The organism is Rathayibacter sp. AY2B3 (assembly GCF_002931755.1).
Classification (GTDB): domain Bacteria; phylum Actinomycetota; class Actinomycetes; order Actinomycetales; family Microbacteriaceae; genus Rathayibacter.
On record NZ_PSUG01000007.1, the window covers coordinates 62516 to 81905 of the forward strand.

Sequence of the window (19390 nt, forward strand, 5' to 3'; positions counted from 1 at the left end):
CCTGCGAGTATAACGAGGCGGTGCTCGCGAGCCTCCGCGCGCGCCCCGCGGCCCGCCGCCCGCCGCCGCACCGTCCGCGCACTCTCTCAGGAACATGGCACCGGCCGTTCGACCGCCCGGCGGGGGTCCGCCGTTACGATGGACGACAGTGCACGGCGGTTCACCCCTTGTTCGCCTGCCCCGATGGACGCCCGTCGGAGCCCGACGGTCGGGCATCGACGCCAGAGGGGGACGGGAAAGAGCACCGCAGATGAAGAGACTCCTCGAATCGCAGAAGGTCCGCTTCCTCATCGCGGGATGCACCAACACGGCGATCGACTTCCTCATCCTCAACACGCTCGTGCTCCTGCTCGGTCTGCCGACCCTCCTCGCCAACGTCTTCTCCGTCCTGGTCGGCATCACGATCTCGTACGCGCTGAACCACTTCTTCGTCTTCCGCCACCCGGGCAGGGTCTCGGTCGCCACGTTCGCGAAGTTCTTCCTCGTCACCGGGTTCAGCTCGCTGGTCCTGCAGTCGGCGATCATCTACGGCTTCGAGGTCTTCTTCGACACCCGCTTCGGCAACTCGCTGCTCTTCCTCCCCAGCTCCGGCGAGAACGCCTTCCTCGCGATCAACATCGCGAAGGCCGTCGCCGTCCTCGTGGGACTGGTGTGGAACTTCTGCATGTACAAGTTCGTCGTCTTCCGCCGTCCGGCGCACGACGCGCTGCCCGCGATCGAGACGGTCTCCCCCGCCGCCGTGGCCGTCAGCACCGAGCCCGTCGACATCGTCCGCTGAGGGCCCCCGGCTCCCGGGCACCGCTCGAGCCGCGTGCTAGCCTCGTCGAGTTCTTCCGACGGGGCACTCCTCCCGTCGACGCCGCACCACCCGGAGGCTCCCATCGCCCGCTCGACGTTGCCCATCGCGGTCGTCGTCGTCACCCACTTCTCGGGTGAGGTCCTCCGCGCGTGCCTCGAGTCGGTGCCGGAGGCGACGGAGCACGACGTGCGCATCGTGGTGGTCGACAACCTGACCACGGACGACTCCGTCCGCAGCGTCGTCGAGCGACTGCCGCAGGTCGAGTTCCACGAGACCGGGCAGAACCTCGGCTACGGCCGGGCCGTCAACTACGCGGTCGACCGCCTCGGGCCCGAGGTCGAGTGGATCCTGGTGACCAACCCGGACACGGTCTTCCTCCCCGGCTCGATCGACGCCCTCTACGCCGCCGCGTCGGCGGACGACCGGATCGGCTCGATCGGTCCCCGCATCCTCGACTCCGACGGCACGATCTACCCCTCCGCCCGCGCTCTGCCCTCGCTCGGCACGGGCGTCGGGCACGCCGTCTTCGCCCACGTCTGGCCCGGCAACCCGTGGTCGGCGACCTACCGGCGCTCGCGCGCGGTCGAGACCCTGCGCCACGGCCGGATGGAGGCGGGCTGGCTCTCCGGCGCCTGCGTGATGGTGCGCCGCACGGCCTTCGAGGAGATCGGCGGCTTCGACGACCGCTACTTCATGTACTTCGAGGACGTCCAGCTGGGCGACTCGCTCGGGCAGCGCGGGTGGACCAACGTCTACCTCGCCGACGCGGTCGTCTCGCACCTCGGCGGGCACTCCACCCGCCTGGCCTCGGCGCGGATGCTCGCGGTCCACCACCGCAGCGCCTACCTCTACCTCGCGCAGAAGTACGGGGCCTGGTACCAGGCGCCGATCCGCGCGGCGGTGCGCGCCGGGCTGGGCGCCCGGGTCGCGCTGATGCGCCTGCGCTCGAAGAGCTGATCCGCCCCCGCCGGGCGGGAGCCGGGCCGCCCGTCCACCGGATCGGCGGTCAGGACGCGGAGTCGAGCTCCGCGTAGAAGGCCCGCGCTTCGTCCCAGGTCGGCAGCAGGCCCTGCGCCTCGGCCTCGGCCAAAGTCGGTGCGTCGGTGTCCTTCGGCGAGAGGAGCAGCTCGCCGGCCTCCTCCGGGAAGCGCAGGCCGATCTGCTCGTCGAGCGGGTCGATCCCCTTCTCCCGCACCGGATCGAAGGTGGCGTTCACGAGGTACGAGACCACGGCACCCTCGGTCAGCGCCACGAAGGCGTGCGCGATGCCCTCGGCGATGTAGACGGAGCGGCGGTCGACGTCGTCCAGCAGGATCGACTCCCAGCGCCCGAAGGTCGGCGACCCGACGCGCACGTCGATCACGTAGTCGAGGACCGCGCCCGAGAAGCACGAGACGTACTTGGCCTGCGACGGCGGGATCTGAGCGAAGTGGATGCCGCGGACGGTGCCGCGGCGCGAGACGGACGTGTTGCCCTGCCGGAGCGAGAGCGGGTGCCCGACCTTCTCGGCCAGGCGGTCGAAGCGGTAGAACTCGTAGAAGACCCCGCGATCGTCGGGGAACTGGCGCGGAGTCACTTCGTAGACGTCGGGGATGTCGAGCTCTCGGATCTGCACGGTGGCCAGTGTAACGACGGCGTCTCACGGGCCCGCGACGCCTCCGCGCCACGCGGTGCCGGGCCGGTGCGCCGACCGTCGACCGGCGGAGGGCTCGGGCATGATGAGGAGGTGACCTTCCTCATCACGGGCGCCTCCGGCATGCTCGGCACCGACCTGCGCGCGGCTCTCGGCTCCCGCCCCAGCACCGCCCTCGGCCGCTCCGACCTCGACGTGACCGACCTCGACGCCGTGCGCGCCGCCGTCGCGGGCCACGACGCCGTGGTGAACTGCGCCGCGTACACCCGCGTCGACGACGCCGAGACCGACGAGGAGGAGGCGCACCGCGTCAACGCCGTCGGAGCGCACAACCTCGCCCTCGCCACCGCCGAGACGGGAGCCGCACTCGTCCAGGTCTCCACCGACTACGTCTTCGACGGCTCCGCGACGACCCCCTACTCCGAGGACCACCCCCGGAACCCGATCTCGGCCTACGGCCGCACGAAGGCCGAGGGCGAGCGCCTGGTGCTCGAGGCCAACCCGGAGCGCGGCTACGTCGTCCGCACGGCCTGGCTCTACGGCGAGCACGGCGGCAACTTCGCGAAGACGATGGTGCGACTGGCGGGCGCGCACGAGACGCTGACCGTGGTCGACGATCAGCACGGCCAGCCCACCTGGACCGCCGACCTCGCCGCGCGCCTGATCGAGCTGGTCGACGCGGGCGCCCCGGCCGGCGTCTACCACGGCACCGGCTCGGGCGAGACGACCTGGCTCGGCTTCGCCCGTGCCGTCTTCGCCAAGGCGGGACTGGATCCCGAGCGCCTGCGCCCGACAGACAGCGGCTCGTTCGTCCGCCCCGCTCCGCGTCCCGCCTACTCGGTCCTCGGCCACGACGGCTGGAGCCGCGCGGGCCTGCCGCCACTGCGCTCCTGGCAGGACGCCCTCGCCGCCGCGCCCCTCGAGGCGGTGACCCCGTGACCACCACCCTCCGCGTCGTCGTCGACCAGATGCTCGCCCGCGTCCCCGGCGGCATCGGCCGCTACACCGAGGAGCTCACCCGCGAGCTGATCGCGACGGCTCCGCGCGACTGCGAGGTGGAGGCGGTCGTCTCCGCCCACCCGCCCGAGAAGGAGGAGGAGCTGCGCCTGCGCCTGCCCGGCCTCGCGCGCATCCACCGGCTGCCGCTCGGGCGCCGCGAGCTCTCCCGCGCCTGGCAGTACGGGATCGCCATCCCGGCCGGCGGCGGCATGATGCACGCCCCGAGCCTCTTCGCCCCGCTGCGCAGCCACGACGGGAGCGAGGGCGAGCAGATCGCCGTCACGATCCACGACACGGTGCCCTGGACGCACCCCGAGACCCTCACCCCGCACGGCGCGAAGTGGCACCGGGCGATGGCCAAGCGGGCCCGGAAGCACGCGGACGCCGTCGTCGTCCCCACCCACGCCGTCGCGCACCAGCTCTCCCAGCTGATGGACTTCGGCGACCGGCTGCGGGTGATCGGCGGAGCCGTCGGCTCCGGCCTGGTCGTCCCGGAGGACGCCGACCAGCGCGCCGCAGCGCTGGGGCTCCCCCCGGAGTACGTGCTGAGCGTCGGCACGCTGGAGCCGCGGAAGGGCCTGGTCTCGCTGATCGCGGCCTTCGGAGGAGTGTCCGCGCCGGCGATCCCGCTGCTCCTGGTCGGCCCGACCGGGTGGGGCGACCTCGACGTGGCCTCCGTCGCCGACGAGCAGGGCCTCGACGAGACGCGCGTGCGCGCGCTGGGTGTCCTCAGCGACGCCGATCTCGCCGTCGTCCTCTCCCGAGCCACGCTCTTCGTCTACCCGAGCATCGCCGAGGGCTTCGGCCTGCCGGTGCTCGAGGCGATGCACTTCGGGGTGCCGGTGGTGCACTCCGACGACCCCGCGCTGATGGAGGTCGCCGCGGACGCCGGCGTCGCCGTCGAGCGCGGCGACGCGAAGGACTACCCCGACCGCCTCGCCCTGGCCATGAGCAGCGTGCTCGCCGACACCGGGCTGCGCGAGCGGATGTCCGTGGCCGGCCGCGACCGGTCCCGCGCCTTCAGCTGGCGCGACTCCGCCGAGCGCGTCTGGGCGCTGCACGCCGACCTCTGAGGCGTGCGGCACCCGGCCGGCTACTGCGCGGAGTCGCCCGACAGTCCGGCGCTCACCAGCGAGTGCACGACGTCGTAGTCCGGGTCCTCCGGGTCGACCGCCGGCGGGACCAGCTCGATCGGATCCACCGGCTGCGACTTCGTCTTGAGCCCCAGCTGCACGAAGTAGCCGAGCATCCCCTGCGGGACGTCCGTCTTGATGACCTGGGAACCGGCGGACGCGACGTCCTGGAACTTGGCGAGCACGTTGCCCGGCTCGAACTGGGCGAGCAGCGCCTCCTGCACCTGCCGCTGGCGCGCCATCCGGTCGTAGTCGCTCGTGGTGTAGCGCGAGCGGGCGTAGGCGAGGGCCTGCTCGCCGTTGAAGTGCCAGTGCCCGGGATCGATCCACTGGTTGACGCCCTGCATCACGCCGTCGGAGTCGGGCAGCCCGCCCAGCGGCAGCGGTTCGTCGGCCACGTAGTCGATGTCGATGCCGCCGAGCGCGTCGATCAGCTGGGCGAAGCCCTCCATGTCGATCAGCGCGTAGTACTGGATCCTCAGATCGAGGATGCCCTCGACCGCGTCGCGCATCGCCTCGATGCCCGGCTCGCTGCCGTGGTCGACGGCGTCGGGGTAGAGCTCCGGGTGCTTCAGCTCGACCTCGGTGTAGACCGAGTTGAGCTTGCAGACGTCGACGGCGCAGTTGTCGGTGTCGTAGCCGTCGGGGTAGAGCTCGTGCATCGGGCTGGTCTCGGGGAACGGGAAGTCGACGAACTCGCGCGAGACCCCGATGATCGAGGCCTTGCCGCTCGACGCGTCGATGCTGACCACCGAGATGCTGTCGGGGCGCAGACCGTCTCGGTCCTCCCCCGCGTCGCCGCCGAGGAGCATCACGTTGTAGCGGCCGTCGATCGGCTGCTCGATCGCTCCGCCGCCGAAGATCGACGACAGCGTCCCGCGGGTGACGCCGAGCAGGTAGGTGCCGTAGGCGGTGGTGCCGACCGAGACCGCCATCAGCGCGATCGTCGCGAAGGCGAGCACGCCGCGCATCCGCGGGCGCACGCGGACGACGCGGATCAGGCGGAGGGTGTCGAGCGTCAGCACGGCCCAGACGACTCCGTAGACGACGAGCGCCGCCTGGAGCGCGAGCATCGAGAGGTCGAAGGTCGCGAGCGTGTAGAGGCCGGTCGGGAAGACGAAGTAGAGGAGCACCGCGACCAGGAGGGCGACCCAGAGCCCGAGGGTGAAGCCGAGCCCGAGGCGCCCGAGCCGCCGGTTCCCCGCCAGGACCTGAGCGGACCCGGGCACCAGGAGGTTGACGATCAGCAGCCACCACGCCCGCCGCGTCATGAAGGCGCGGGAGGCGACGTCCGGGTGCCGCAGCGGCAGAGCGACGGCCGTCACAGGCCCGCCACCAGGGCGTCGTTCTTCGCGGCGACCTGCACTTCGAGGTCGGCGGCGAAGGCGTCGAGCGCTGCGGAGAGGGCGTCGTCCGCCGTCGCGAGGATCTTCACCGCGAGCAGTCCGGCGTTCCGCGCTCCGCCGATGGAGACGGTGGCGACGGGGACGCCCGCCGGCATCTGCACGATCGAGAGGAGGGAGTCGAGCCCGTCCAGGCGGGCGAGCGGGACCGGCACTCCGACGACGGGGAGCGAGGTCACCGCGGCGAGCATGCCGGGGAGGTGGGCGGCTCCGCCCGCTCCGGCGATGACGACCTTCAGGCCGCGGTCGCGGGCCCCGCGGCCGTACGCGATCATCGCCTCCGGGGTGCGGTGCGCGGAGACGACGCGGACCTCGTGCGCCACGCCGAACTCGGCGAGGACGGTGGACGCCGCCTGCATGACGGACCAGTCCGAATCCGAGCCCATCACGACGCCGACGAGCGGCGCGGGCCCGTTCACGAGCGTGTCCGCGCTCACGAGAGGGCTCCGGCAGGGGTCGGGGAGGTCGGCTGGCTCGTCACGGCGACCATCGTACGGGTCAGTCCGTGAGAACGGCCGCCGCCGCGCGAGCCTCGTAGACCACGAGGTCGAGGTCGTCGCCGGTGGCGTTCACGTGCCCGACCTTGCGGCCCGGTCGCGGCTCCTTGCCGTAGTTGTGCACCTTCACGCCCGGGTGATCGGCGAGCACCCGCGGGTAGCGGTCCGTCAGCGACTCCCCCACCGGGCCGCCGAGCACGTTGACCATCACCGTCCACGGGTCGCGGCACCCCGTCGCGCCGAGCGGCAGGTCGAGGACCGCGCGCAGGTGCTGCTCGAACTGCGAGGTGGTCGATCCGTCCATCGTCCAGTGGCCGCTGTTGTGCGGGCGCATGGCCAGCTCGTTGACCAGGATGCGGTCGTCCGTCGTCTCGAACAGCTCGACGGCCAGGACGCCGGTGACCCCGAGGCTGTCGGCGATCGTCTGCGCGATCTCGGCCGCGGCGGCTGCGAGCCGACCGGCTGACGCGGGGGCCGGAGCGATCACCTCGGCGCAGACGCCGTCGCGCTGCACCGACTCCACCACGGGCCAGAGGATGCTCTCGCCGGAGGGGCGCCGGGCGACGAGCTGCGCGAGCTCGCGGCGGAAGCCGACCAGCTCCTCGACCAGGAGCGAGCCGCCCCGGCCGTCCTCGGCGAGGGCGGTGAACCAGTCGTCCGCCTCATGGGCGCCGCGCACCACGCGCACGCCCTTGCCGTCGTATCCGCCGCGCGCGGTCTTCACCACGGCGCTGCCCCCGTGCTCGGCCAGGAACTCCCCGAGCTCCTCGGCGCAGGAGACCTCGGCCCACTCGGGCACGGGCACGCCGAGCTCGGTCAGGCGGCGCCGCATCATCAGCTTGTCCTGCGCGAACAGCAGGGCGTCGGGGCCGGGGTGCACGGCGACGCCGCGGGCGACGAGCTCGCGGAGGATCGGCTGGGGAACGTGCTCGTGGTCGAACGTGACCACGTCCACGGTCTCGGCGAAGGCGAGCACGGTCGCCTCGTCTCGGTAGTCGCCGACCCGTGTCGCGGCGAGCGCCGCCGGGGCGCCCTCGCTCTCGGCGAGCACGGCGATCTCGATGCCGAGCTCCACCGCCGCGGGGATCATCATCCGAGCGAGCTGGCCGCCCCCGATCACGCCGACGCGCATGGCGCTCCTCCGTCTCCGCCCGCTGGCGCGGGGCGGCTCCATGCTACCGAGGCCCCGGCGGGCTCACGCGGGCGGCGGCCACTCCGGCTCGAGGACCGGAGCCGCGCCGATCGCCTCCCGCAGCAGGTCGGCCGTGAGCTCGGGATCCGGCAGATCGCGCAGCACGAACACCTCCGCGCCCGCCTGCAGGATCCGGACGTCGCCGCAGCGGGCGAGACGCTGGCCGAGGGAGCGCTCGACCGCGACGTCCATCCTCCGGTCGAAGACCACCTCGGCCCGCCGGACCGACGCCACGCCCCGGCGCGCGCTGAGGCCGGAGGCGGTGACGCGGTAGCGCACGCTCGCCCAGCCGGCGATCCCGGGAGCGCAGAGGAGCAGCACCAGCAGGGCGGTGCCGAGCCCGATGATCCAGCGCTGCAGGGCGAGCTCGAACTGCGCGGCGAAGTAGAAGCCCGTCCAGGTGAGCAGGAGGAGGCCGACGACCGGTGCGACCGCCCGGCGGGCGCGCGGGGTCAGCCGCGCCAGCTCGCGGTCGGCGGGGTCGGTCCGGGCCATCAGGAGCGCAGATGCGTGACGTCGCCGGCCGGGAACGAGCGCAGCGCGCCGCCCTGCTCGAGCAGGAGCGAGCCGTCCGGAGCGAGGTCGGAGGCGGTCCCCTCCTCCTGCGTGCCGTCGGGCAGCTCGAGCCGGACGCGCGTGCCGAGGGTGCCGCAGGAGGCGCGGACGGCGGCCGCCGCTCCGGAGGCCTCGGCGTCGCCCTGGGCGAGCAGCGGAGCGAGCAGGGCCTGGAACCCGGTGAGGAACGCGGCGAGCACCTCGTCGGCGCTCGTCGTCCGCGCCCCGGCGAGGGCGAGCGAGGTCGCGGTCGGGACCGGCAGCTCCGCCTCCGTCAGCAGCAGGTTCACGCCGGTGCCGACGACGACCCGCCCGTCCGGCAGGCGCTCGGCGAGGATCCCGGCGACCTTCCGGCCGTCGATCAGGACGTCGTTGGGCCACTTGACGGCGACGTCCCCGTCGACGAGGGGTGCGAGGGCGCGGGCGAGAGCCGCCCCGGCCACGAGCGGCAGCCAGCCGGAGGCCTCGGCGCCGAGGGCGGAGGCGTCGACCAGGGTGGAGGCCGCGAGCGTCCGGCCCGCGGGCGCCTGCCAGACGCGCCCCAGCCGGCCGCGCCCGGCGCGCTGGTCGCCGGTGGCGACGACGGAGAGGTGCGGCCACGCGGCGGGGTCGGCGACCGCCCGCTCGCGGAGCTCGTCGTTCGTCGACCCCGCCGATTCGAGCGCGAGGACGCGGGGGGAGACGGCCGAGGAGAGCGGGAGCTGCATCCCGCCACGGTAGCGGCGGCTCCCGCGAGGCCGCTCCGAGCGCTGCTCGCGACGGCCCGCCCTTGTCCGGATCCTCCCGTCCGGAGCGGCCCTCCCTGTGCGAGTGCGACAAGAGGAGGCGTCCGCCCCGCCGGTAGGGTGAGCGGGTGACCGCGAACACCGAACGTCCCGCGCCCGATCTGTACACGACCGCGGGGAAGATCGCGGACCTCAGGAACCGCTACCACGAGGCCGTCACGGCCAGTGGCGAGGCGGCGATCGAGAAGCAGCACGCCAAGGGCAAGATGACCGCGCGCGAGCGGATCGACACCCTCCTCGACCCGGGCTCCTTCGTCGAGCTGGACGAGTTCGTCCGCCACCGCACCCACGCCTTCGGCATGGAGAAGAAGCGCCCCTACGGCGACGCCGTCGTCACCGGGACCGGCACCATCCACGGCCGCCAGGTCGCCGTGTACTCGCAGGACTTCACGATCTTCGGCGGCTCGCTCGGCGAGGTGGCCGGCGAGAAGATCATCAAGGTGATGGACCTCGCCCTGAAGACCGGCGTCCCGATCATCGGCATCCTCGACTCGGGCGGAGCGCGCATCCAGGAGGGCGTGGTCGCTCTCGGCAAGTACGGCGAGATCTTCCGCCGCAACACCGCGGCGAGCGGCGTGATCCCCCAGATCTCGATCATCTGCGGCCCGGCCGCAGGAGGCGCGGTCTACTCCCCCGCGCTGACCGACTTCGTGATCATGGTCGACAAGACCAGCCAGATGTTCGTCACCGGGCCCGACGTCATCAAGACCGTCACCGGCGAGGACGTCGGCATGGAGGAGCTCGGCGGCGCGCTGACCCACAACAAGATCTCGGGCGTCTCGCACTACCTCGCGAGCGACGAGAACGACGCGCTGGACTACGCGCGGACGCTCCTCTCCTTCCTCCCCGACAACAACCTGTCGCCGGTCCCCGTCTTCGAGACCGAGGTCGACCTCGAGACGACCGACGCGGACCGCTTCCTCGACACGGTCATCCCCGACAGCCCGAACCAGCCGTACGACATGCGCGCCGTCATCGAGCACATCGTCGACGAGGGCGACTTCCTCGAGGTGCAGCCGCTGTTCGCGCCGAACATCGTGATCGGCTTCGGCCGTGTCGAGGGCCGCTCCGTCGGCATCATCGCGAACCAGCCGAGCGCCATGGCGGGCACGCTGAACATCGAGGCGGGCGAGAAGGCGTCCCGCTTCGTCCGCTTCTGCGACGCGTTCTCGCTGCCGATCCTGACCCTGGTCGACGTCCCGGGCTACCTGCCCGGCACCGACCAGGAGTGGACCGGCGTCATCCGCCGTGGCGCGAAGCTGCTCTACGCCTACGCCGAGGCGACCGTGCCGCTGGTCACGGTCATCCTGCGCAAGGCCTACGGCGGCGCCTACATCGTGATGGGGTCCAAGCAGCTGGGCGCCGACATCAACCTCGCGTGGCCGACCGCCGAGATCGCCGTCATGGGCGGCCAGGGCGCGGTCAACATCCTCTACCGCAACGAGATCCGCAAGGCGGAGGAGGCCGGCGAGGACGTCGCGGCCGTCCGGACGCGCCTGGCGAACGAGTACACCTACAACGTCGCGAGCCCGTTCCTCGCGGCCGAGCGCGGCGAGCTCGACGGCGTGATCGAGCCCTCGGCGACCCGCGTCTCCGTCATCAAGGCGCTGCGGGCGCTGCGCACCAAGCGGGCCAACCTGCCCGCGAAGAAGCACGGCAACATCCCGCTCTGACCCGGCTCGCTCGGACGCCGCGGCAGGAGACGGGAGACCGTCCGTGCCGCGGCGTTCCGCTGTGTCCGCCTCCTCACGGGGTTGAGGGGCGGAACGATCAGTCGGAGGAGCCGGGGCCGGTCCGTCGGGCAGCGGACTCCGCGGGAGTGTCGGCCTGCACGGCAGGAGCGTCCGGCTCCGCTGCCGGAGCATCCGGCTTCCCCGCCGCGGAACCGGGCCTCGCCGCCCGGGTATCCGTCTTCGCCGCAGGAGCACCCGCCTTCGCTGCCGGAGCACCCGCCTTCGCCACACCAGCGCCCGCTTCGGCTGCAGGAGCATCCGGCTTCGCCGCGGGCGTCTCGGACGGCTTCTCCTCCGGCTTCGCTCCGACCACCCGGGCGAAGGCCAGCGCCTGCGAAGCGGAGAGGTCGGGCAGGTAGGCGCGGCCGAGTGCGGCTCCGATCCGGGGCAGCTGCAGGGCGTCGGGGTAGGTCATCCAGAGGCCCGCGTAGCGCGGGTGGAACTTCGCCTTGAAGCGGAACAGCGACGTGAATCCGTAGGCGGGCTCGAGCGTCCGCGAGAGGAACTCCAGCAGGCGCGAGAGGACCGTCGGCTCCGGAGGCTCCTCCCCCTCCTCGACCGGTGCGGTGGCGAGCGGGGCGCCCGAGAGCGAGAGGAACTCGGCGCCCTCCTCCTTGACGCGCAGCGCCGCGGAGGCGATGAGGAACTCCATGATGCCGGGCATCGCGTCGTCGGAGCGGCGCATGAAGTCGAGGGTCCAGCCGACCACGCGGCCCTCCCTGTGCACGGGCAGCCAGCTCGTCACACCCTGCAGCACGCCGTCCGGCCCGACCGCGAGCAGGAGCGCGACGTCGGGATCGCGGACCTCGTCGATCCCGCCGAGGGTGAAGCCCATCTCGGGCAGCGCCTTCTCGGCGACCCAGCGCTCCGACAGGTCGACGATCTGGTTGGCCATGCCGAGGGAGAGCTCGGGCCAGCTGGTCCACCGCGCCTCGATGCCCAGCTTGATGCCGCGGGTGAGCGGGTAGCGCACCTTCTGCCACCGCTTGCCCGTGAGCTCGAAGGAGGAGAGCTCGATGATCGTCTCCTCGCCGACGGAGAGGCGCGACCAGCCGAGCCGGTCGAAGACGGGGAGCAGCTCGTCGTGGATGCTGTAGAACACGGGCGTCCAGCTGCGCTCGTCGCAGAACCGCACGAACTCGGCCACGACGTCCTCGCGTCGCTCGGGAGCGCAGGCCGGGTCGGAGAGGGTGACCGCCACGCCGCCGATCACCCGGTAGGCGACTCCGCCGGTCCCGTCGGCCGAGATCCAGTGCGCATTGCCCTCCCAGGTCCCCTGGTGGCCGAGGCTGCCGGCGCCGTGCAGGGAGAGGAGCGCGCGGTACCGCGCCTCGTCGCCGCGGTTCCGCTGCACGTCGGCGGCTCGGAGCAGGGCGACCACGGCCACGACGACCACGAGCCAGAACACCGGGCCGACCCACTCGAAGACGATCCGCGCGACGGGCTCCCGCGGCACGGCGAGCAGTCCGGCGCCGCCGAGGAAGCTCACCGGGACGAAGCGCAGCAGCCCGTCCAGGAGGAGCCTCCCGACGCCCAGGAGCGGCTCGAAGCTCGTGCGCACACCGGCCGAGAGCGCGAGGTAGCCGCCGAGGGACACGACGAAGGCGATCGCGACGACCCGCGTCCAGAGCCTCGCGGCGGCACGGGGAGCCCGGATGCGGAAGTGCCTCCTCCCGATCACGAGCATCGCCACGACGGCCAGCGGCACCAGCACCGTCGTCGCCACCCAGAGCAGGTACTCCGCGTAGTACAGGAACTCGGGGTGCCGGGCCGCGCGCTGGAGGGAGAACACCTCCAGGATCGCGATCGCGATGTTCACCCCGACCGCCAGCAGCAGGCCCAGGCGGCGCCCGGAGCGCAGGCCGTAGGCGGCGACGAGCAGGAGGAGGAGCGGGACGAACGTGAGCAGGATCGGCCCGGGGGCGACCAGGCTCAGCTTCACGTGGTGGGCGCAGTGCCGGAGGGCGCGGCTGCACGGGTCCTCGAGGTCCGTCGTCCCCGTGAAGGCGCTCTGCAGCAGTCGGCCGAGGAACGAGAACGGACCGTAGCCCGAGTCCGAGAGGACGGCGACGAGCGGACCGATCGCGGTGACGACGACGACCGCCGCCAGAAGCCCCCGGGACTCGCGGTGCGAGCTCGGCGCCGGACGCTGCGGACGCAGCCCCGACGCTCCTCGCGCGAGCACCGCGCCGAGCACGAGACCCGCACCGCCGGCGAGGAGCCGGTACGCGTCGGCGGAGTCGCCCGCGTAGAGCACGAACATCAGCACGACGGCGAAGACGGTCACCCGGAGCCGGCGGCGCCACAGAGCCCCCATGAAGGCGGTCGACGCGATGAGGGCGCCGACCGCGCCGATGAGCGGGTCGAAGGTGTGGTCGCCGACGGTGTCGCCCGCCCACCACTCGCCGGCGAGAGCGCCGATCGACTGCACGGCCGACCCGACGACGATCCCGACGGCCCCGGTCACGAGGAAGGCGAGGAGGGTGCGGGCCGAGCCGAGGCGGCGCTCCGCGGCGAGGAGCATCGGGAGCACCAGCACGACGTCCAGGAGCAGCTGCAGCGGGTCCGCCGCGATCAGGAGGGCGGTCACCGCCGTCCAGGGACGGCCGTCGAGGGTCGTCGTCGCACCCGCCGCCCACCAGGCCGTCGTCTCGGCTCCTGCGGGGGCGACGAGCGTCCCTGTGACCGCGCTCGCAGCCAGGAGGACCAGGACGACCGAGACGGCCGCGGGCGACCTCCGGACCAGCAGACGCAGGGGGCGCAGCGCCGCGGCACCGCTCCTCGGGAACCACGTCGGCATGCGGGGACGCTCCTGTTCGCAACGGACGGACGACGCTCCGGCGGCATCCGGCGTCAGCATAGCCATGCCCCGCCGACCGGCGCCGTGAACGGCATGCGATAGCGTCACGGGATGACCGCCTCCGAGTCCTCACCCGCCGTCGTCATCTCCACCCCCGGCCTCGACGCCGCCGAGATCGCCGCCGTCACGGCCGTCGTCACCGCACTGACCTCGCGCACCGAGGCCGAGCCGGAGACCCCGCAGGAGCTCAGCGGAGGCTGGAACGACCGCACCGCCGCGGTCCGCAGGCCGCTCCGGCCGGCACCCGGAGCATGGCGCTCCTTCTCCGGCTGAGCGCACTCGCAGACGCCGGCCGTGGGCGGACGGGCGATCCGCGACGTGGAACGTGAAATTTGTCCCCCGATTAGTCCCCTAAAGTGCTGACTATGCGCCTCCTGGCGGAGCGAGCACACTAGTGGACGTACGGTACTCCTCCTTCGGAAGGGGCACCGCCAATCACTCGCCGACCAGGGTAAGCAGGCGGGTGTGTTGGGGGCGAGTGAGGGTAATATTCGGGTTGTTACCCTCACTCGGGGTTTGACGGCGGGCCGGGCCCCCTCTTCGGAGGAGTGGACGGCCCGCCGCACTCCGTTAACGGGGGCTGCTGACGATGGGCTCCGGTCATGACGGGCTCCGCTCATGACCGGCTCTGGGCCTGACCGGCTCCGCTCACGATCGTGCCGCGCCGACGACCGGTCCGCGCCGAGACCCGAGCCGTGCCGAGACCTGAGCCGTGCTGAGAGTCGACTGCGTCCCGACCGCGGCGCCGATCCGACATCCGCACGCCCCCTGCACCGGGTCGCCGTCCGTCGCCGCGCGATCCGACTTCCGCGTGGCGCTCTCTCCGCCGCTCAGACGTCCCGTCCGCCGACGCCGTCGCGCCGGATCTCGACCCAGGCGTCGACCTCGTCCCCCGTGTCGTCGGAGCCGAGAGCGCCCGCGCTGCCGTCGCCCGCCGTCCGCAGGCCCACGACCGTGACCGCAGAGGCCGAGTCCGCCGACGCGGTGCGCACCACCACGCGGTCGACCTCCTCGCGGATCCCGCTCAGAGCCCGGGCGAGCTCCCCCAGCACTCGACGGCTCTCTTCCTCGGAGGTGCGGTCGAGGCCGCCGTCGTCGAGCACCGACACGGTCACGCCTCGCCGGCGCGCGTCGAGCACGAGACGCCGCACCTCGTCGTCCAGCAGCCGCCGGCCGCGGATCTCGTCGCGCACGGCCGCCTCGAGCAGGCGGCATTCTCGACGCTCCTCGTCGGTGAGGCCCGGTCCCGGCTCCGCGATGCGCAGCAGCATGTCGGAGGCGAGGGCGCGGGTCTGCTCCAGCCGGACCTCGCGCTCCGTGAGGTGCGCCTCCTCCGCCGCCCGCCACGACGCGGCCGCGCGCTCGGCCGCCTCGAGCACGCGCGCCTCCGACCCTGCGCGCCCGAGCTCGACGATGAGCAGCTGCGCGATCGCGACCCAGGCGATCCCCCCGACGACGCCGAGAGTGGCCAGAGCGGCCGGGCCGGCCCAGAACACGGTGTGCACGATCAGGAAGCCGACGCCGACCCAGGCGCAGGCCGCGCGCCGGCGGGCGCACACGATCGTCATCAGGGTGCCGACCGCGGCGATGTACCAGGTGGAGTAGCCGTTGGAGGCTCCGGGATCGAGCGAGGGCGCGACGAGCAGCGGCAGCGCGACGGCGACAGCGGTCATCCCGACCGCGACGGGCGGGGCGAGCCGGGTCGTCGCTCCGGGCCAGAGGGCGACGACGGTCGCCGCGACGTACAGCGCGACCGCGACGAGGTCGGCCGGCGTGGCCGGGGAGATGCGGAAGGAGAAGAAGGCGAGCACCACGTGGTAGAGCGAGAAGCCGGCGCCGAGCACCTGGAGCAGGGGGCGTGGATAGGCGATCATCGCGCTGCTCCCCCGTCCGCCCGCCAGGAGAGGACGACACGGGTGCCCTCGCCCGGAGTCGAGTCGACCCGCGCCGATCCCCGAGCGTTGTGCACCCGCTCGAGGATGGAGAGCCGGATGCCCAGCCGCTCGCGGGGGACGTCGGCGAGCCGGAAGCCGCGGCCGTCGTCCTCCACCACGACCTCCACCGCGCCGTCGCCCAGCAGCCCGTGCACGGCGCGGTGGACGCTGCCGCTCGGACCCGCGTGCTGGACGCTGTTGGCGAGCGCCTGCCAGACCGCGCCGAGCAGCGCCTCGGCCACTGGACGCGGCAGCGTCGTCGCGCGGGGGTCCACTCCGTCGGCCGTCGCGACCGCGATCTCGGTCCCGAAGGTCGACGCCGCGTGACCGAGCTGACGCTGCAGGAGCTCGAGCGGGACCAGCCCCTCGGGCGGCTCCGGCTCGTGGTCGGGCAGCAGCACGGCAAGGGTGCGCTGCGCCATCGAGGAGACCAGCGCGCGCTCGGCCGGCGACTCGGCGGAGGCGGCGGAGAGCAGCGTCGCGAGCACGTTGTCGTGCACCAGGGCGTCGACCTCGACCCGCTCCATCTCGCCGGCGTGCTGGCGCATCGCCGCCTCGTACTGCTCCATGGCCGTGGTCTGCGCGCGGTCGATCTGGTCGGCCGACTGCCGGAGCACGGTGATCAGCACCAGCATCACGAAGCCGACGATGCCCACGTAGGCGGCGTCGAGGATCGCGCGGGTCGGCTCCGCCCCGCCGCCGGAGGGGAGGACGCGCAGCAGGCCGAACAGCACGGTCGTCACCGACACGTACGCGATCGCGATCCGGAGCGGAGCGGCGATCGTGCAGAAGGCGGTCCCGATGGTCAGCAGGTACCAGATCCACGGGGTCTCGCGGTCCGCGCCTCCGCTGGCGACGGCGGCCGGCCAGGTCAGGAGCGCGACGAGGACGCCGACCGCGACCAGGACCGCCGTGATCCGCGTGCCCCGCCGCAGCACGGCGGTGATCACGGCGGCGGTGAGCGATCCGAAGACCAGCACCAGCACCGGCCAGGCCACCTCGGGGCGCAGCAGGGGCAGCTGGGCGAGGATCGGCGGAACGGTCTGCACGCCGAAGCCGAAGCCGAAGAACGACACGACCGTGCTGATGATCCTGTCGATCCGCTCGCGCCCGGCGTTGCGGCGGGCGATCGGCGCCTCAGCGCCCGCCATCGCCGTCGTCCGGGTCGATGCCCGGGAGGATGCCGTCCTCCACCGCGCGCCGCAGCAGATCGACCTTCGTCGGGGCGGGACGGCCGATCTCGACGTACTTGTCGCGGATCCGGTCGAGGTACTCCTTCGCCGTCGACACGGAGATCTGCAGCCGCTCGGCCACCAGCTTCAGCGGCAGCCCCGAGGCGTACAGATGCAGGACGTCGCGCTCGCGACGGCCGAGCACGGCCCGGGCGAAGTCGTCGTCGGCGTCGATCGCCGAGGCCCACTCCAGATTGTTGAGGACCTCGCCGCGGGCGACGGTGCGGATGGCGGCGACGACCGTCGACATGGGCGAGGACTTCGGGATGACGCCGGCGGCCCCCGCGGCGAGCGCCTCCCGCACGGCCACGACGCGGTCGGCGATGCTGTGGACGAGGACTGCGGAGCCGCGCACCTGCCCCCACTTGACGTTGCTGGTGATGCTCGAGCCGTCGTTCAGGGACAGGTCGAGGACGAGCACCTCGATCTCGGCGCCGCCGATCGTGCTCTCGAGGGCCTGGACGGTCTCGGCGGCGGCGACCACCTGCATCCCCGCGCTCTCGACGGCGGCGGCCACGCCCAGGCGCACCGACTCGTGGTCGTCCACGATCGCCACGCGCACGCGCGGGGCCTCGGCTGCGGCGACGTCGGCGTGGGGCTCCATCCCGCCCATGGTACGCAGGCGCGGGCCCGCGGTCAGTCCTCTCGTCGGACCAGTCGCGCAACGGCCTCCACGTGGGAGGTGTGCGGGAAGAGGTCGAAGCCCTCGAGGCGCTCCAGCTCGTAGCCGGCCCCGGTCAGGGCGCCCACGTCGCGGGCGAGTGCGACCGGGTCGCAGGCGACGTAGACGAGCTGCGCCGGCTGCAGGTCCACCAGAGCGTCGGTGACCGCTCGGCCGGCACCCGAGCGGGGCGGGTCGAGGACCACGGTCGCGGCACGCCACCGCGCCCGCTCGCGCGCATCGGCTTGGGCGACGACGTCGCGGAGGTAGCGGTCGACGCGGGCGGTCACCGCGCGGGCGCCGACCTGGTCGGCCAGGTTCTCGAGCGCGTGCTCGGTGGCGCGGGAGTCGCTCTCGACGCTGGTCACGCGCACTCCGGCGCCGAGGCGGTCGGCCAGCGCAGCGGCGAGCAGGCCCACCCCGCCGTAGAGGTCGTGGTTGGCGGCCGACGGGTCCGCCGCATCCGCGTCGACGGCGGCCTGCACGGCCTCGAAGAGCGCGGCGGCAGCGCCGCGGTGCACCTGCCAGAAGCCGGTGCGGTCGACGCGGAAGGTGCGGTCGGCGACGAACTCGCTCACCACTGTGCGGTCGCGGCGGGCGCGCTTGTCGGAGGGGTCGTGCACGAGCACCGCGGCCCCTTCGGACCCGGCCGCGTCGACGAGGTCGACCACCGAGCCGGGAGCGAGGCGCTCGCCCAGCGGTGCGGCCAGGGAGGAGTCGGCCGTCGCGAGGGGCAGCGACTCCACGGTGACGACGTGGTGGCTGCGCGCCGCGTAGGGGCCGACCCGTCCGTCGTCGTCGACGTGGAGGCGGTTGCGCGTGCGCCAGCCGAGGCCGCCGGACGCGTCGTCCCCGCCGATCGGCGAGACCTCCACCTCGACCTCGCGACGGGCGAAGCGGGAGAAGGAGTCGACGAGCACGAGGCGCTTCAGCTCGCGCTGGTAGGCGAGGTCGGCGTGGCCGAGCTCGGCGCCGCCGACGCGCTCCTCCGGGCGGCGGTCGAGAGCGGCCTCAGGCCAGACGTGCTCCACCCGGTGCTCGGACGCGTCGAGCACCTCGAGCGCCTCGGCGCGCCAGAAGCTGTCGTGCCGGACCTCGCTGATCCGCGCCCGCACGCGCTCTCCGGGGAGGACGTCCGGGACGAAGACGACGCGGCCCTCGTGCCGGGCGACGAACACGCCGCCGTGGGCGACATTGCTAATGTCGAGCTCGATCTCGGTCCCGAGTGCGTCGTCGGCCCCGTCGGGGCGGGCGGATGCTCGGGGCGGGGTCTGTGCCATCCGTCGAGCATCCCACAGCGTGGGCCCGGCCGCAGGGAGCCCTCGTGCGCCTCTACCTCGCCTCCACCTCCCCCGCGCGCCTCGCACTGCTGCGGGCCTCCGGGATCGAGCCCGTCGTCGTCCCCTCCGAGGTGGACGAGCCCGCGGCCGTCGCCCGGGCCGAGCTGGAGCGGGGCGCGGCGCTCGACGCGGACGCCACCGTCTCGCTGCTCTCCCGCGCCAAGGCGCACGCCGTCCTGCGCCCGGAGATCGACGGTCTGGTGCTCGGCGGCGACTCCGCGTTCGTCCTCGACGGCGTCGTCCACGGCAAGCCGCACGAGCCGGAGCGGGCCCGGGAGCGCTGGCGCGCCCAGCGCGGACGCACCGGCCGCCTCCACTCCGGCCACTGGCTCGTCGACCACCGCGGCGGGAGGATCGTCGCCGAGGCCGGAGCGGTCACCTCCGCCGCCGTCACCTTCGCCGACGACATCGACGACGCCGAGATCGACGCCTACGTCGCCACCGGCGAGCCCCTCGAGGTGGCCGGGGCCTTCACCATCGACGGCCGCGGCGCCGGCTTCATCACCGCGATCGAGGGCGACCCCTCGACGGTGATCGGCATGTCGGTGCCGACCCTCCGCGCTCTGGTGCGGAGCCTCGGCGTCGACTGGACCGCGCTCTGGAACCGCTGAGGACCGTCCCGCCCTTGTGAGGA

Annotated in this window: 18 protein-coding genes; 7 read left to right on the forward strand and 11 right to left on the reverse strand. The window is 73.2% G+C overall.

The genetic code is table 11. From position 1 onward, the window contains the following. The first annotated feature begins 250 nt into the window (after positions 1-250). Both C5C24_RS03825 and C5C24_RS03830 read left to right on the forward strand, forming a co-directional pair. Positions 251-778: a GtrA family protein gene (locus tag C5C24_RS03825; protein ID WP_104275327.1), complete on the forward strand. Its 528-nt coding sequence runs from the start codon at positions 251-253 to the stop codon at positions 776-778. Positions 779-895: 117 nt separating this feature from the next. Then, entirely contained in the window at positions 896-1756 is an 861-nt protein-coding gene (locus C5C24_RS03830; RefSeq protein ID WP_258065035.1) for a glycosyltransferase family 2 protein, read from the forward strand. 49 nt (positions 1757-1805) lie between these two features. Here C5C24_RS03830 and C5C24_RS03835 read toward each other — a convergent pair whose 3' ends face one another. After that, on the reverse strand, positions 1806-2414 hold the full coding sequence (locus C5C24_RS03835; RefSeq protein ID WP_104275328.1) for a dTDP-4-dehydrorhamnose 3,5-epimerase family protein: 609 nt from the start codon (positions 2412-2414) through the stop codon (positions 1806-1808). Positions 2415-2525: 111 nt separating this feature from the next. On the opposite strand from C5C24_RS03835, the gene rfbD reads away from it, so the two are divergent. Both rfbD and C5C24_RS03845 read left to right on the forward strand, forming a co-directional pair. Next, positions 2526-3371 carry a dTDP-4-dehydrorhamnose reductase gene (rfbD, locus tag C5C24_RS03840; protein ID WP_104281388.1) on the forward strand — a complete coding sequence of 282 codons (846 nt, stop codon included), beginning with the start codon at positions 2526-2528 and terminating at the stop codon, positions 3369-3371. Beyond that, the gene (locus tag C5C24_RS03845; RefSeq protein ID WP_258065036.1) at positions 3368-4504 is read left to right on the forward strand and encodes a glycosyltransferase family 1 protein; all 1137 of its coding nucleotides are present in this window, start codon (positions 3368-3370) and stop codon (positions 4502-4504) included. The genes rfbD and C5C24_RS03845 overlap by 4 nt, the downstream gene beginning before the upstream one ends. Positions 4505-4524: 20 nt before the next feature. Here C5C24_RS03845 and C5C24_RS03850 read toward each other — a convergent pair whose 3' ends face one another. The 5 genes from C5C24_RS03850 to C5C24_RS03870 form a co-directional block, all read right to left on the reverse strand. Then, positions 4525-5889, reverse strand: a complete 1365-nt coding sequence (locus C5C24_RS03850; protein WP_258065037.1) for an LCP family protein — start codon at positions 5887-5889, stop codon at positions 4525-4527. Beyond that, positions 5886-6353 carry a 5-(carboxyamino)imidazole ribonucleotide mutase gene (gene purE / locus C5C24_RS03855; RefSeq protein WP_104304353.1) on the reverse strand — a complete coding sequence of 156 codons (468 nt, stop codon included), beginning with the start codon at positions 6351-6353 and terminating at the stop codon, positions 5886-5888. Before purE ends, C5C24_RS03850 begins: the two co-directional genes overlap by 4 nt. Positions 6354-6465: 112 nt before the next feature. Continuing rightward, entirely contained in the window at positions 6466-7596 is a 1131-nt protein-coding gene (locus C5C24_RS03860) for a 5-(carboxyamino)imidazole ribonucleotide synthase (RefSeq protein WP_104304347.1), read from the reverse strand. Between the two features lie 63 nt (positions 7597-7659). Beyond that, positions 7660-8151, reverse strand: coding sequence for a PH domain-containing protein (locus tag C5C24_RS03865; RefSeq protein WP_104275331.1), 492 nt, complete (start codon positions 8149-8151; stop codon positions 7660-7662). Further along, complete coding sequence (locus C5C24_RS03870; protein WP_104275332.1) at positions 8151-8918, reverse strand: biotin--[acetyl-CoA-carboxylase] ligase; 768 nt, start codon at positions 8916-8918, stop codon at positions 8151-8153. Before C5C24_RS03870 ends, C5C24_RS03865 begins: the two co-directional genes overlap by 1 nt. A 146-nt stretch (positions 8919-9064) precedes the next feature. Between C5C24_RS03870 and C5C24_RS03875 the strand changes: the two genes are divergently transcribed. Then, positions 9065-10669, forward strand: coding sequence for an acyl-CoA carboxylase subunit beta (locus tag C5C24_RS03875; protein ID WP_104223164.1), 1605 nt, complete (start codon positions 9065-9067; stop codon positions 10667-10669). Positions 10670-10766: 97 nt separating this feature from the next. On the opposite strand, the gene C5C24_RS03880 is transcribed toward C5C24_RS03875, so the two are convergent. Further along, positions 10767-13529, reverse strand: coding sequence for a bifunctional lysylphosphatidylglycerol flippase/synthetase MprF (locus tag C5C24_RS03880; RefSeq protein ID WP_181135477.1), 2763 nt, complete (start codon positions 13527-13529; stop codon positions 10767-10769). A 111-nt stretch (positions 13530-13640) separates the two neighbouring features. On the opposite strand from C5C24_RS03880, the gene C5C24_RS03885 reads away from it, so the two are divergent. After that, positions 13641-13862 (forward strand): acyl-CoA carboxylase subunit epsilon, encoded by a 222-nt coding sequence (locus tag C5C24_RS03885; RefSeq protein WP_104304349.1) that lies wholly within the window; start codon positions 13641-13643, stop codon positions 13860-13862. A gap of 557 nt (positions 13863-14419) precedes the next feature. Here the strand turns inward: C5C24_RS03885 and C5C24_RS03890 are convergent. From C5C24_RS03890 to C5C24_RS03905, 4 genes are read right to left on the reverse strand one after another with little or no spacing between them, the layout of a single operon-like run. After that, positions 14420-15463 carry a hypothetical protein gene (locus C5C24_RS03890; RefSeq protein WP_104275335.1) on the reverse strand — a complete coding sequence of 348 codons (1044 nt, stop codon included), beginning with the start codon at positions 15461-15463 and terminating at the stop codon, positions 14420-14422. Further along, the gene (locus C5C24_RS03895; RefSeq protein WP_104304350.1) at positions 15460-16674 is read right to left on the reverse strand and encodes a sensor histidine kinase; all 1215 of its coding nucleotides are present in this window, start codon (positions 16672-16674) and stop codon (positions 15460-15462) included. Before C5C24_RS03895 ends, C5C24_RS03890 begins: the two co-directional genes overlap by 4 nt. Continuing rightward, entirely contained in the window at positions 16661-17368 is a 708-nt protein-coding gene (locus tag C5C24_RS03900) for a response regulator transcription factor (protein WP_104275337.1), read from the reverse strand. The genes C5C24_RS03895 and C5C24_RS03900 overlap by 14 nt, the downstream gene beginning before the upstream one ends. Before the next feature lie 23 nt (positions 17369-17391). Then, entirely contained in the window at positions 17392-18696 is a 1305-nt protein-coding gene (locus tag C5C24_RS03905) for a class I SAM-dependent RNA methyltransferase (protein WP_146082514.1), read from the reverse strand. A gap of 44 nt (positions 18697-18740) precedes the next feature. Here C5C24_RS03905 and C5C24_RS03910 point away from each other — a divergent pair, with 44 nt between their 5' ends. Further along, on the forward strand, positions 18741-19367 hold the full coding sequence (locus C5C24_RS03910; protein ID WP_181135478.1) for a nucleoside triphosphate pyrophosphatase: 627 nt from the start codon (positions 18741-18743) through the stop codon (positions 19365-19367). Positions 19368-19390: the final 23 nt, after the last annotated feature.